This is a genomic window from Mycolicibacter longobardus (genome assembly GCF_002102265.1).
Classification (GTDB): Bacteria; Actinomycetota; Actinomycetes; order Mycobacteriales; family Mycobacteriaceae; genus Mycobacterium; species Mycobacterium longobardum.
On record NZ_LQPG01000033.1, the window covers coordinates 72,653 to 86,542 of the forward strand.

The window sequence follows — 13,890 nt, forward strand, 5'->3', positions numbered from 1 at the left end:
CTACTCGACTGCTGCGGAGCGGATTCCGGTGTGTCCGAAGTCGTCGCCCTTCCATAGCAGCGGTTCACGAAGGTCGGCTGCCAGCGCATAGGAAAGGCAGTCTCCGAAGTTCAGACCGGCGGGATGTCCGCTGCCCTTGCCGAAATCGGTGTAGGCCTGTCGGGCCAGCCGAGCCTGCCGCTCGGTCACCGGCTCGATGACGAAGCCGGCCTCGTCGAGGAATTCATCCAGCGCCCTGCTGATGATCGGATCACGCTGGTAATCCAGAACAATCCCGCATTCGAGGTAGGCCGCAGCGGAGAGTCGGCGGGTGTCTGCCCGGGCGATGGCGCGGGCGTAGGCGGCGGCGTCGTCCTCGTCCCTGAGGATCGCGATGATCGCCGACGTGTCGGCGATCATGTCGGCAGCCCGCACTCGTCGTAGAGCAGCGTGCCGTGGTCCAGTCTCTTGGTCTCCGGGCTCATCCGGGCCGCCGTCCGGTGGCCGATGGCGAGCAGCCGAGCAGCGAGGTCGTCGGCCTGCAGGTGGGCCAGCCGCTGCCGTACCGCAGTCGCGACGGCCTGCGCTTGGGATTCGCCGGTGATCCTGGCGATCTCTTTGGCGGCTTCATGTACGGCGGGATCTTTGATGTTCAACGCCATGATTGGTACCTTTCTACCTGGATTATGGTACCAGTGTCATAGCGGCGAGCATCCCGGAACGACGCTGTGGATGGTCGCCTGCCCCAATAGCCCGTCGCAGCGTAGGCTGCCTCCATGCCGGGGGCCGACCGTAATATCGGGGAGATGCGCGGTGAGATCCGCGACTTCCAGCAGGCCACCATCAAAAGCTTTCAATGCGCTACGTCAGGAAATGTCCGACGGCTTCGCCGAGATGCGCGGCAAATTCGAGGCGATCGCGACCGGCCAGCAGCGCATCGTGGAGCTGATTCAAACCGTCATCGAGAATCAGGGCGACAGCGCCTCGGCCTGACAAGTGCCGCACGAGACGCCCGCCGACCCTAGAGACGGATCCGCAGGATTTGGGGCACAGATCGGCGACGCGCATTAGACGAATCCGCAACAGGGACATCCTGCCCTGTCGGCGGCACTGCCCGACCAGCGCCAGTCGAGGAGCCGGTCGTCGGACATATGTGATTGTTGCCCGCCTATGAGCGACAACGGACGTTATGTCGCGGCGGTTTCTCCACACCAGCCCATCAGGTGAAGTGTGGCTCAACGGCCTCGTCCCTAGCCTGACCGCCATGACCGAACCGTTGGATCCTATTGGGCCACTGTCGAAGATTCTCACTGAGCGTGGCCCGCTGGTTGAAGACGACATCGCCGAGTATCTGCGGGAAGCCGGCGTGGCCGACCCCGCTCGTATCCTACGGCGCCTGCGCCTCGAAATCGATTTACCCGCAGGTCAATTGATCGACGGACGCTGGGCATGGCTGCCCGCCGTGCTGGCCGGCCGGGTGTTCACCCGGCGGGTCACCGAGCCCGAGGTGAGCTTCGACCTGCTCAACATCACCCCGGATCTGGCTCCGATAGCCGCGTTGTGCGACAGCGCCCCGTACCAACGGCTGGCCGACGGGTCCGCCGTCCATTACGTGATGCGCGGCGACGATCGGTTGTTGTGCCAGTTGGACATTCCGGCGGATGTGGTCGATGCCGGAGGTGTGCTCGCGCTGGCCGCCGGCACTTTCGAGGCACTCGGCGTCGACGACGGTGATTTGATCGGCCTGCGCCTGGGCGACGTGGGACTGGTGGTCGAAAGAGTCTCCTCGGCGACCGAAACCACGGCGGGCGCACAGTTGACCGCGCTGCTCGGTACGCAACCGGAGCGCGTCGACGCACTGGTCTGGGCGGTGTGCCTGGCCAATCCGACACTGTTCACCAAACCGACGGCGCCGCTGTCGGAGCTCGTCGCCGAACACGGCCTGACCCAGCGTGGCGTGTGGCTGGTACCACCGGATTTCAATTTCACTCGTTGGGTTTTCACGCGGGAATGTGAGCAGCGCGCGCAGCGCCACCGGCTCGCCGACGATGACGCGCTGACGCTGACCACGCTGCTGCGGCTGCACCGGCTGATGGTGATGCGGCAGCTGCACGAGTCGCGTCCCGACACAGCGACCGTCGAGTCTGCGGTGATCGAATTCGGCGACATCATGGATGACTTTGGCCATGCGGTGGGCGATCCGGTGATCGCCGAGCTGCTGGCGGCGGAGACCGTGCAGTATGGCCGGCTCGGTGCGGGCGGTTTGCGGCTGCTGGCGGACGCTTTGGCCCCACGGGTTCCGCCGTCGGCGCGGGTGGCCTGCCAGTGGCTTCGTGCGGTGGCACTGGAACGCGAAGGCGATGTCGCCGGGTTCGAGCGTGAGTTGCTGGCGGCTGAGGCGATGGACGGCCAGTGGCCGTTGCCCCTGCTCGATCTGGCCGGCATCGCCTCCGACCGCGGCGATGCGGAGACCGGTCTGGCCCTGCTGCGCCGCGCCGGAGCACCAGCGGATCACCCGTTGGCATGCCTGCTGCAGTTGCACCGTGTCGCGCCGCGGACCGATCTGGGCCGAAATGCACCGTGCTGGTGTGGATCCGGCCGAAAATATAAGACGTGCCATCTCCGCGGGCTGCCGCTGCGCGACCGGGTGGGCTGGCTGTATCACAAGGCGATTCAGCACGTGCTGTTCGGCGACTGGACCGATCTGCGCCATGCGGTCGCCTGGGAACGGTGTCGGTCCACCATCCTCGACGACGATGACGCGTTCAACGCGGCACTGGCCGACCCGCTGGTGATCGACACAGTGCTGTTCGAGGGCGGCGCATTTGACGAGTTCCTGACGGTTCGGGGCGCTCTGTTGCCCGAAGACGAATGGGCACTGGCCCAGCAGTGGTCGCTGGCGGAGCGGTCGGTGTTCGAGATCGAGCACCTGCACCACGACCGGAGTGCCACTGCCCGCGATGTGCGCACCGGCGACCGGCACGAGGTAGGCGTGCGCATGATGAGCCTGCCGTTGCAGCCCGGGCAGTTGGTCTGCGCCCGGGTGGCGACCGACGGGGCCGGGCTGCAGTTCTTCGCGCTGGAGCCGATCTCGCCACAACAGCGCGATCCGTTGACCGCCCTCCTCGCTTTCGGCGCCGATCCGGTGGAGTTGGTGGCGCAACTCAGCGGTGGTGCGGAAACGAGCGACCGCGAGTCGGGGCGAACGCCTGGCGGCGAAGGGGATGGCGCCGGCAGTTTGTAAAGGTATCGTTTACATGGTGGCGATGGATTGGCTGGACTCGATCGAGCCGGAGCCGACCGATGCGCGCGATGCCAGCCACATCCGGAGGATCATCGCAACGGCCGAAGCGTTGGAAGCCGCCGAAGCCGACCTACGTGCCGCGGTCGCTGCCGCCCGAGCGGCGGGAGACACCTGGGACGCGATCGGGGTGGCGCTCGGCACTAGCCGCCAGGCCGCATATCAACGGTTCGGGAAGGGATAACCCCGGCAGACAAGGCTTGGAGCGGCCGCGACCGGCTGACATATCGCCGTCTTCGCACGGATACCAGGGCCGTCCGCGGTAGCCGATGGGGCCGACACCTTCGATTAGCAAGAGCCTTGTAGATGCAGGCGAACACGCTCGGCGAATTGAGGCGTCCCGGCGCGCTCGAGATGCGCGCACAGATTGAACTGGCCGGTTCGGATCATCCAGTAGTCGAGTTGTTTCTGCGTCACCGCTTGTACTGCGCCCGGATCCAAATCGTCGAGCAGGCAGAAGAAGGTGTCGGGGCTGTGCACCTCGTACGGGAGCTCATCGATCTGGTCTGCCAGGGCCACAAACCCCTTGTCGGCGGTGATCACGATATCCACATCCCCATGGACCGCAGCAGCATGGAGGTGTGCGTCAAAGATATCCGGGTAGGACATGTTGGAATCGATTGCGTAGCCAGCGATTCTGCCGCTGCTGAACACTTCGACTAACCGGTCGCGCACACCGGCGATCTGCCGATCGGACGCTAGCGGTTTGTCCCGGCGGAGCCGGTAGACAACCTCGGCCATGATGTCCTCGGTCCACCTGACGTCAAACCACCCGTCCACTTCCAGGTGGCACAGCGCCAACCAATCGCGCAGCGTTCGCGAGTAGAGGACGTTGGCGTCAGGAAGGACGATTGTCGTCGATGCCCCCATAGCCATGGCACGCTACGTCCCAGCGCCGACGACGGCACGTCACTAGGGTTCAATACCGATCTCTTCGTCCAGTTTCCGCAACTCGTCGAACGCACGGCGCCGGCCCTCACGCTGCTCGTTCCGGAAAGCCAGCACATCAGCCGTTGACAGCCGAGTGTGCGAGCCGACCTTGTGGGCCGGCAACCTTTGCTCACCAATTAGCTTCATCAGAGTTGGCCGCGAGACGTCCAGCATCTTGGCAGCCATCGTGGTTGTCAGTTCCTGTGGCAACGAGTGGATGGTCATCGTGGCTCCTCGACTCACGCCGTCGATGACTTGGCACATCAACCGGGCGAGCGCTTCGGGTATCCGCACCCTCTGCCCGCCGACGGATCCGACCTCGAACTCAATGTCAGCTGCAGTCTGCCGCGCCCCAGCAAGGGAACTGCACAAGGTGCGCGCCTCGGCAATCTCTATTTCGTCGACGGTCAGGATCATCCGGGTGCCACGTTCCTGTACGACGCTCATCGCCTCCGCTCCTCCCACAGCATGCAGCCGCCAGCATAGGTGTTTGCACTTATAAGTGCAAGATTGCATGTCCACAAGCACTGAAGGGCGATCACCATCGGCAGCCGACAGACCCTGTCGGTGCCCACTGGCAGGATTTCGCACGGGATCGACCCGGTCACACCGGACGAACGCGACGAGCTGGTCGAGCTGCTTGACGACGGGCCCGACCCGGCGGAGCTGGTGGCGTTCCTCAGTAGGCGGTTGGCAACTTGCTGATACCGGCGAAGGCCTTCTCGCGAAGTTCGTCGCTGTCATCTATCTCCAGCATGACCGGATCCATCTCTACGGTGCCGCGCGCATAGGGTAGTACGTCGGCCAGTTCGCCGATTCGGACCACGAACTCGTCGATGAACCGCCGGTAGCCCTCCAACGGGACATCCAGGAACCGTGCGCAGTCGCGCACGACGTCGGCGTGTTCGCCCGGTGCGTTCACGCCGCGACAGCTTTCGGTCAGTTCCAGCAGGCGTTCGTGCAGATCCATCAACCGGTTCGCCGCGTGCACGATGGCATCGGCGTCGGCGGAGGTCTCGTCGGTGGGATCGCCGAACATCCGGGTGAACGCCGGTCTGAGCATCAACTCCTCGACCTGGGTTACCAGCGTGAGCATCTGGTCTATGAAGTCAATCATCAACTGGCGCAGCTCAAACTCACTGTCGATACGCACGCCTCGCTTCGGGGCGTAGCCGATCTGCTGATCGCGCAGGCGTGGTTCCAGTGCCGCGCGCCGCTGCACCAGCACCGAAGCGAAGACCGCGTAGCGCCAGCAGGCCGGCCGTTCGGCCAGCAGTCTGTCAATGCCGTCGGGCGTGTAGGCCACGGCGGCGATCTGGGGCTCTTCATCATCGTCCGCGGTGATGTCGTCGAGGTGCGAATCGGCGGCGATTCGGCGCATCAGTTCGGCGCCGTCGGCACCATAGAAGCCCCGGCTGTCGCCGCGCAACGCCCAGCGGTGCTGCTGGTCGGCGCGCTCACGGATCGCATTGCGGCGCCGCACGGCGACCGCCCGTTGTTCGACGATCCACGGCGCCACCATGTAGCCAGCGAACCCGAGCGAGGCCAAGACCACGACGGCGACACACGCCTCAGCCGACCCGGACAACGCGACGACGAACAGCACGGCTACGGCGGGAACCGCACCCTGACGCAGTGCCGTGCGGGCGCGAGCTCCCAACGTGTTCATGGCTTGCACGCTACGAGCGGGGTACGACACTGCGTCCGCCGTCACCCGGCCTGCCCACGGCGCAGGGTGGTCGACGCCTCACAAGCATTCCGGATCCCGATGTCGCTATATCAGTACCGATATAGACGCCAGGTGCAGGATGAGCGAGGACCGCGAACAGAGCCAATGCCTGGCCCATCGCGGCGTGCTCCGCGTTTGCGCCGGGTACACGACCTCAACCCCAGCGTTCGGCGATCGCTCGTGACGACGGATTGACACGGCCGTGGTCGACGAGTCGGACGTCCAGCCCGGCATACTCCACGATCGACAGCGCCCGCGCAATCGCGCCGTCGATCCACGTGGCTCCGTTGCCGAACGCACCCCCACCGACTCGGGTCAACAGCACTGTGCTGGATCCCCCGGCATGCGCCTGCTCAGCGGCGGCGAGCAATGTCGCCTCATAGGTGGCCTCCAACACCAGGCGGGCGAAAAGCTCCCAGCCAAGTGCCGGGATACGCGAATAGGCGACCGGCAATGCCGAACAGAATGCCTGCGACACATACCGGCCCGGCTCGCCCACGACATCGGTGATCTGAACATTGCGGTGCAACCCGATTGCCAACTGCCCGCGCAGCCTGTCGCGCAGGCCGTCGTCGGCACTGGTCAGCAAAGCGTTGATCGCCGTCAATCCGTCGGGGCTGCACAATGCGTAACCGTTCTGCATCTTCCACAGATCAGTCACCGGGCGGCCCAACTCCGCAGAGAGCGCCGCGCCGAAGGGTGCCAACGCATCAAGTTGACGGTCGCGGGTCTGGCCAGTCTGTCCGCCAACCGGCACAAGATAGTTGCGGTAGATGGTGGCCGCCCCGGCGGCCATCGCACAGGCCGGCCCCTGGGTGCGGTCGTAGGCATAGCCCGTGACGCCCTGCTCGGGCGTGACGTGTTCACTGACCATCTCCAGCACGTTGAACTGCGAGGCGACCTGGAACAAGGCGCCGGCCAAGTCCGGTTCGGCATGCAGCGCACGGGCGTCACCGGCCACGCATGCGACCGTGCTGCGTTGTCGGCCAGCGGGATCCACGCGCGAGCGCACCTCAGACAGGGTCGGCAGCGTCAGTTCACCGATACCGTAGCGCTTGCCGTTGACCGTCGAGATCAGCTCATCGCCTTCCACCGCCAGCCGACGCCGGGTGGACTCGTAGCCGTCCTCGCGGAATCCCATCAAGTCGAAGAACCAGTCGCGGGAAGTCATCGTCAGCTCTCCCGCCGTACGACCAGCCGCCGAAGAACCGCGCGCTGTTGCGCATTCTCCGGAGCCGGCTCATTGGCCTTTCGGGTGCCGGCACGCAACTTGTCGATGCGGTCGAGCACGGCGGGGTAGCCCAGCGCCTCGTGGGTGATCAACCACGCTCCAACCACGGTTCCGGTGCGCCCCTTGCCGCCCCAGCAGTGCACGTAAACGACCCGGCCGGAGTCGAGTTCTCCTCGGATGTACTCGATGATGCGGCCGTAGCCGTCGTCGTCGATGACGGACATGTCCGGGATCGCGTGGCGGGCATATGCGGGCGAGCCGACGCCGAGCGCGTCCGCGGCAGCGCGGAACGCCTCGTGGTAGGGCTCCAGAACGTCTCCGACCCAGGATCGTTCGCCCGCTTCAGTCAGGTCAACGATCGAGTCGACGCCGGCCTCCAGTAAGGCTGTGCGCTTCCGGGCGCCCTTCTCCGCGTCTAACGAGGCCGGGTACTCCCCGGCCAGCAGTCGGCCGGGTTGCACCCACCAGGCGTGCAGGATGTCGTCGTGGGGCCAAGATGATGTCATGGCTTCTCCCGTCGTAATGCTTCCGCTGACGGCAGTATGCGGCACGCCTCTGACATCAACATGGGTCCGAAACGGTCGGTGTCGCAGGATGGACTGTCACGGTGCGGGAACTCGATGATCTCGACGGTAAGGACGTAGGGACGAGCACAGCGCACTCCCCGCCGCGCTGAAGTCCACGCGCGTGTGCCACCTACCGATATGTGTCCCGCCCCGCGGATCAGCTCGGTAATCTGGGCCCGCAAGGCTGGCCCATTGAGATCGGCACCTCCTGCCATACTGCGTCTCATGTATTCCTACCGCTGGCACCCGACAGCGCACGCCCCGCGACGTCGCGCCGGCCGGGAGATTTGCGGTGGCTGACGGGCTTGTTGATCCACTGTTGCTCGGCCAACGGGTAGTAGCCATCCTGGAGACCGGCCTACGGACCGCGACCTACAAACTCGCCACGATCACCGCGTTGGTGGACCACTGCATCGAGCACCTCCCCGATGATCCAGACGCATCGCTGACGGTGCCGATCCCCGAACTGGCACATCGGGTTTTGGAGACCTACTGGCGTCAGGTACGGCCCTTCGACGGACGCGAGCTTCGCCAGTCGACCCAGCCCCGCGCCAGGATTCTAGCCGCTACCAGTAGGTTTCGAGCCGCGTCTGGTGTCGGCAACAGTGGTGTGGCACTCGCGGTCGCGGTGGAACGCGCACCAGCGGCCTATCGCACGGCAATTGACGAGATCACCCTGTGCCTGGCCCAGCAGCCCTTGCACCGACTGCAGCATCTGCCGGGTAGCTCTGCCGGTGATCGGTTTCTGTACGACGACTCGTTTCTGCACGACCAAGTCTCGCGGGCTACGCTGCGTGCCCACGACGATGCCATCGAACTCAAACCCGGGGTCGCCCACGGGTTGGCGCGGCTGGCCGGACTGCTGAAGCCGGCGTTGGAGATTATGTGGGTCGACGACGTGCGCCGGATGAACAAGTTCCTCGACGCCGAGGTACCCGACGTGAGTGGCCATCTTTTCGGGCGGGAACGGATCTCGCTGGCCGCAGTACGAGAACCCTTCAAAGACGTTTTCGGCGCCCGATGTTTCTACTGCGACACGGCGTTACGGAGCGACAATCCGATTGACCACGTGTTGCCCTGGTCGCTGGTCGGGATCGACGGGTTGGCCAACCTGGTTCTGGCCTGCCCGCGATGCAACGGCGACAAACGGCACGCCTTGCCATCGTTGCAGATCGTGGACCGGGTTCTCGGACGCGACCGCGCTGTGCTGGAGCAGATCGCCACCGACATCGGCTGGCCGACGCAGTACGACCGAGTGGTCGCCGCCGCGCGTGGCCTCTACCGCGGCCAGGCGCCGGGTGTGCCGACGTGGGCGGGTTACCGCCAGAGCACCCGGCTGGACATCAGCCGCCCGCAGTGGTGGATTCGGGTGGGCGTTGGCTTGGGGCCGGACGAGGCACCTCACAGCGCCCGCCCAACGACATAGCTGGTTCACAAGACGGTATCGCCAGGCGCCGTCAGGCAGTCCCTGCCAACCCACCCGTCGGGTACTGCCTTGACCGCCCCGAGCGTGGAATCCCGCCGAGCCGAACAGCGGCTTATCCACGCTCAACCGCACCGGGTTCAAACCTCGTCACACGAGATAATTTGGGCCGCAACGATAGCCACCAAGGGCCGTCAGGTTCGCATTTGGTTTATTTCTCGTTGTCACCCCACCGCGAGACCAAACGCACCAGCTGGTTCCAAGCGGATCGCCCACCCAGGCAGTGCAGATGCACCGCCTTGAGCTTCCGGGCGATCGCCAACCCTGCCCCCGCGTGATGAACGGCTGATCTACACCAACGCCACGCTCGACGCCTGAAACACCTCCGACGGCATCGGTCGATGCAGCCGCCAGGTGATCGCCATCGGATTCTCCCCTTCGTGGGAGATGTAGTCGGCAGGCCCGAGGAATACATACGGCGCAGCGCCGAGTGCACTAGCTTTGGCGGCGCGGACGAATAGAAGTATGTGCGAGCCGTTTTCGCGGTGGTGGATGTAGCGCTGCCCTGTCGCGGATGACTCCGAAGTAGTGGATTGCGATTCCCAGTGAAACAGCCTGTCACTGAGCGCGAAGTCGCGATACATAGTGGTCGGCGAGTAGTCGGTCTCGGATTTCTTCAGGGTGATCAGGAACGCATCGGTGTTGAGTTCCGGGCGCCACACAACACCCTCACGCATGGTGCTCGGGGTGCGGTTCTGAGCAGCGTAGTCCAGCGCCGCCAGGATCTCTTCGCGCGAGTAAGTGGCGTGCACCTGCAGCGGAATCTCGGCCAGCGACGGGACCAGTCCGCCGAGGGAGTAGGTGCTGCGCCGGGCGGTATCGAAGGCGATATCGATGATCTGGCGCATCTCGTCGACGACGGGCTCACCGGCCAGGGCGTCAAGTCCAGCTGCGACATCGGCGAATCCGCCACCGTTGGGAAACAGCGAGTAGAACAGCATCGCGGCTAGCCGCCGCTCGGCGGGGCCGACCAGATCAGCGGCACCATCGAGGATGGCCCGGTATGTCTGCCAGCGCAGCCGATCGTCAGCGTGTGCCAGTGCACGGACGCGTTTGACTAGATCGGTTTCGCGTGGGCCGGCATCGGAGATTGGCCTACCGGCTTCGCGGCACAGTGTGGTCCAGGATCGGTTGTTCTTCAGGATGTCGGGAAAGCCGCGGCCGTAGGCGTCGAGGTAGCCGGCCAGCTGGTCGTCGGGGTGCGCTCGCACTTCGGAGACCAGCGCCGCCCAGCGCGGTGCTACCTGCTGTTTGATGTTGTCCAGCACCAGTTTTTGCGCGACGCCGTCGAGCACGATCTGGCTGCCCGACGGCAGGAACGGAAAGCCCTGCTCCACCTGGTGCTGCAGCGCTTTGCCGCCCGCCCCGGTCAGCGCTCGGAACCGTTGGTCGAAGCGGAACTCGCGACGCTGGTGCCCGACGAAGTCGAGTGCGGTGAGCACGGTTTTGCCGTGGTTGAGGCGCAGACCGCGGCCCAACTGTTGCAGGAATACGGTCGCACTTTCGGTGGGGCGCAGAAACAGCACGGTGTCGACCTCGGGGATATCCAGGCCCTCGTTGAACAGGTCGACGGCGAAGATGCCGTTGATGTCGCGGTTGCGCAGTGCAGCCAAGGCGGCGCGCCGCTCATCGGCAGGTGTCTCCCCCGAGACCGCCAGAGCAGGGATGCCAGCGTCGTTGAAGCACTGCGCCATGTAGCGAGCGTGGTCGACGCTGACGCAAAATCCCAACGCACGCATGCCCGCAACGTCGCCGACCTTGTCGCGCAGTTGCTTGAGCACGATGCGGGTGCGGGCGTCGTTACCGGTGTAGACACTGCTCAGCGCGGCCAGGTCGTAGCCGCCTCGTTTCCACTGCACCGTTTCGAGGTCGGTGCCGTCATGGATGCCGAAGTAGTGAAACGGGCAGAGCAGGTTCTGTTCCAGTGCCTCCCACAGGCGCAGTTCGGCGGCGATACGGCCTTCGAAGAAGGCGCGTACATCAACGCCGTCTGCGCGCTCTGGGGTGGCGGTCAGGCCGAGCAGCTCGACGGGCCGCACATGGTCGAGCAGGCGACGGTATGACGCAGCTTCGGCGTGGTGGAACTCGTCGACCACGACGACGTCGAACCGGCCAGGTTCGACGTTGGCCAGTCGGTTCGCCGACAGCGATTGAATGCTGGCGAACACGTGGCGCCATTTGGTCGGCTGCTGGCCGTCGACGAGCAGCTCGCCGAAAGTGGCGTCGGCGAGGACCTCCCGATACATGCGTTGGGCCTGACCGAGGATCTCCTTGCGGTGCGCGACGAACAACAAGGTGAGGTCGCGGCCGTGGACGTCGCGGGCCAGTCGACGGTAGTCCAGGGCAGCCATCACGGTCTTGCCAGTGCCGGTCGCGGCGACGATCAGGTTGCGGTGCCGATCGTGCAGGGTGCGTTCGGCGTCGAGTTGTTCGAGCATTTCTGCCTGAAATGGCTTAGGGCGTACTTCCAGACCGGACAGGGTGACTGCCAGCTGGTCGCGCTTGCCTGCCCCGGACGCGGTCTGCAGAGCTTGACGCAGCCGTTCGCCGTCGTGGGTGGGCCGGTAGGGCTCGAAATCGCGGTTCTCCCAGTAGGAGTCGAATGTGGCCCGGAACTTCTCCAGCAGATGCGGGGTTGCGATCGCCGAAAGACGCACGTTCCATTCCAGGCCGTCGATCAGGGCGGCGTGCGACAGGTTACTGGAGCCCACGTAAGCGGTGTGAAAGCCCGTGTTGCGCCGCAGCAGCCACGCTTTGGCGTGCAGGCGAGTGTGGTTGGTGTCGTAGTTGACCCGAACCTCGGCGCCGAACTCGCTAACCAGGGCATCCAGAGCGCGAGCGTCGGTAGCGCCGAGGTAGGTGGTGGTTATGACACGCAGGGGGATATTGCGCGCATTGAGCTCGGTGAGCTCCTTTTCCAGCAGGCGTAGTCCCTGCCATTTGACGAATGCGCACAGCAGGTCCGCCCGGTCGGCGCTGGCGAGCTCCGCGCGCAGCTCGGCAGCCAGGGTTGGCTCGTTGCGGGCGTTCGTCATCAGCGCTGCATCGGAGAACGGGGTAGCTGGGCGCGGGAGTCTGCTGGCGTCCAGCGCAGTTGCGCGTCTCATCTCATCGAGGCGGGTGATCTTGCCGGGCTCATTCGTGTGCAGGGCGGCGCCGTCGGCGTGGGTGGCCGGCAGGACGTCGAGAATGCGGCGGGCCAAGTCCACACGGTCCTCAACAGTGCGGGCGGCGCTCAACGATCGCTCGATGATCGGCGCGAGGTAGCGGGTAATGCTCAGCGCCTGCTCGGCGTCGTCGACGGCAGTGAAGTCGGGGTGCAGGTCAGGGTGATGTGCGAGCTGGCCGCTGAGGTTCTCGGTGAGCAGGGATTCGTAGACGCCGGTGTCCATGGGGCGGAGAGTAGTAGATCTGGCGGACAGGGAAAGCAAACGCCGGTTTGTGCCCATACCTGCGGCTTTCTGACCAATCGGCATGTCTCAACCGGCCCGTAACGATCCCTTGCGACCTGCCGTGGGTCACTACTCACCAAGTTGAAACACGACTTCCCGCGCACCACGTAAACAAAGAATCAGTTGCGACCGGAAGACATTTGTGACACCCACAGCCTCAGGAGCGCGCAACCCGTTAGCCATCACGACATCCGAGAAGGCCCATCACCCCGAACAATCCGGCACCAACCCAACCCCAATTTGAAGCACTCACACCGTCAAAATTCCTCACCATCTCCCCAGCTCACCCCCCTTTTCGCACTCCGCGAAACATCTCCGACAGCGCATCCGGCCATCGCTCGGTACCGTGGCCCGCGTGGCTGCCTTTCGACGACTCCCACGCAAAACCCTGCTCGCCCGCCTGGCCTTTGCGGGCATCGCCGTCGTGGTCCTGGCGGGCATGGTGTGGGCCAGTCGCGCCCACCCGGTGCGCCAGCTGGTCCCGCTGCCGTCGGCTGAGGCGATCGGTCCCGGCGTCGGCATCAAGATCACCGGCTCCGGCCGCCGCTCTGAGACCACCAGCTGCACCGCGGGCTTCCTGGTGGTCAACAAGGACGGCCAGCCGGGGCTGCTGTCGGCCGGGCACTGCAACAAGCCCGCTGGAACCGGCAAGGTGGCTGTCCACCACGGCGGCCTCTACCCCACCGTCGGCGCGTTCACGCAGAGCATCTACGACGGCGACGGCTGGACCGACTCCGACATCGGCCTCATCACGTTGAAAGACCTGGACAAGATCCCGGTGTCCGCCGAGGTCGACGGGCATCCGGTGACCGGCCTGGCCGAACGCGTCGAGATCGGCGACACCCTCTGCCACCTCGGAATCCGCAGCGGCGAACCGATGTGTGGACCGGTGACCGCCAATGAGAAGAACAAGGTCCGGTTCGCCGCGGCCAGCACCTGCGGTGACACCGGCGGCCCGGCCTACCTGATGCGTCCGGACGGCACCGTCGAAGCGGTCGGCATCCTCACCGCGGTGTCCAACGGCGAGGACGCCCCGACGACATGCGCTGAAACCCAGGACTACTCCGTCGCGCAGCTGATCAAACCGTGGCTCGAGGCCTGGCAGCTGACGCTGGTCACCGCGACAACGTAGCGATCACCCCTACCGCTGCCGTCCCGCGCGCGCCACACTGAGAACACGGGCCGCGGCGCGGCTGGAGCCCGGTGGATCGGATGTGAA

12 protein-coding genes are annotated in these 13,890 nt (G+C 65.2%); 4 read left to right on the forward strand and 8 right to left on the reverse strand.

Annotated elements, in window-relative coordinates; translation table 11 throughout:
* Window positions 1-399: a type II toxin-antitoxin system VapC family toxin gene (locus AWC16_RS17255; protein WP_085266041.1), complete on the reverse strand. Its 399-nt coding sequence runs from the start codon at window positions 397-399 to the stop codon at window positions 1-3.
* Window positions 396-641 carry a type II toxin-antitoxin system VapB family antitoxin gene (locus AWC16_RS17260; protein ID WP_085265964.1) on the reverse strand — a complete coding sequence of 82 codons (246 nt, stop codon included), beginning with the start codon at window positions 639-641 and terminating at the stop codon, window positions 396-398. The genes AWC16_RS17255 and AWC16_RS17260 overlap by 4 nt, the downstream gene beginning before the upstream one ends.
* A gap of 602 nt (window positions 642-1,243) precedes the next feature.
* On the opposite strand from AWC16_RS17260, the gene AWC16_RS25635 reads away from it, so the two are divergent.
* Window positions 1,244-3,223, forward strand: a complete 1,980-nt coding sequence (locus AWC16_RS25635) for an SEC-C domain-containing protein (RefSeq protein ID WP_165759251.1) — start codon at window positions 1,244-1,246, stop codon at window positions 3,221-3,223.
* 13 nt (window positions 3,224-3,236) lie between these two features.
* Window positions 3,237-3,464, forward strand: a complete 228-nt coding sequence (locus AWC16_RS17270; protein ID WP_085265966.1) for a hypothetical protein — start codon at window positions 3,237-3,239, stop codon at window positions 3,462-3,464.
* Window positions 3,465-3,568: 104 nt separating this feature from the next.
* Here the strand turns inward: AWC16_RS17270 and AWC16_RS17275 are convergent, their stop codons facing one another.
* The 5 genes from AWC16_RS17275 to AWC16_RS17295 all read right to left on the reverse strand — a co-directional run bounded on the left by AWC16_RS17275 (window position 3,569) and on the right by AWC16_RS17295 (window position 7,676).
* Window positions 3,569-4,150, reverse strand: a complete 582-nt coding sequence (locus tag AWC16_RS17275; RefSeq protein ID WP_085266042.1) for a PIN domain-containing protein — start codon at window positions 4,148-4,150, stop codon at window positions 3,569-3,571.
* Between the two features lie 42 nt (window positions 4,151-4,192).
* Window positions 4,193-4,657: a helix-turn-helix domain-containing protein gene (locus AWC16_RS17280; protein ID WP_165759252.1), complete on the reverse strand. Its 465-nt coding sequence runs from the start codon at window positions 4,655-4,657 to the stop codon at window positions 4,193-4,195.
* Window positions 4,658-4,889: 232 nt separating this feature from the next.
* A complete protein-coding gene (locus AWC16_RS17285) occupies window positions 4,890-5,879 on the reverse strand; it encodes a hypothetical protein (protein WP_085265968.1) in 990 nt (329 codons plus the stop codon).
* Window positions 5,880-6,093: 214 nt separating this feature from the next.
* The gene (locus AWC16_RS17290; RefSeq protein ID WP_085265969.1) at window positions 6,094-7,110 is read right to left on the reverse strand and encodes a hypothetical protein; all 1,017 of its coding nucleotides are present in this window, start codon (window positions 7,108-7,110) and stop codon (window positions 6,094-6,096) included.
* 2 nt (window positions 7,111-7,112) lie between these two features.
* On the reverse strand, window positions 7,113-7,676 hold the full coding sequence (locus AWC16_RS17295) for a protein-tyrosine phosphatase family protein (protein WP_085265970.1): 564 nt from the start codon (window positions 7,674-7,676) through the stop codon (window positions 7,113-7,115).
* A gap of 352 nt (window positions 7,677-8,028) precedes the next feature.
* Here AWC16_RS17295 and AWC16_RS17300 point away from each other — a divergent pair, with 352 nt between their 5' ends.
* Window positions 8,029-9,162, forward strand: a complete 1,134-nt coding sequence (locus AWC16_RS17300) for an HNH endonuclease (protein WP_085265971.1) — start codon at window positions 8,029-8,031, stop codon at window positions 9,160-9,162.
* A gap of 347 nt (window positions 9,163-9,509) precedes the next feature.
* Here AWC16_RS17300 and AWC16_RS17305 read toward each other — a convergent pair whose 3' ends face one another.
* On the reverse strand, window positions 9,510-12,611 hold the full coding sequence (locus AWC16_RS17305; protein ID WP_085265972.1) for a DEAD/DEAH box helicase: 3,102 nt from the start codon (window positions 12,609-12,611) through the stop codon (window positions 9,510-9,512).
* 415 nt (window positions 12,612-13,026) lie between these two features.
* Here AWC16_RS17305 and AWC16_RS17310 point away from each other — a divergent pair, with 415 nt between their 5' ends.
* The gene (locus AWC16_RS17310) at window positions 13,027-13,803 is read left to right on the forward strand and encodes a chymotrypsin family serine protease (protein ID WP_085265973.1); all 777 of its coding nucleotides are present in this window, start codon (window positions 13,027-13,029) and stop codon (window positions 13,801-13,803) included.
* The last annotated feature ends 87 nt before the right edge of the window (window positions 13,804-13,890 follow it).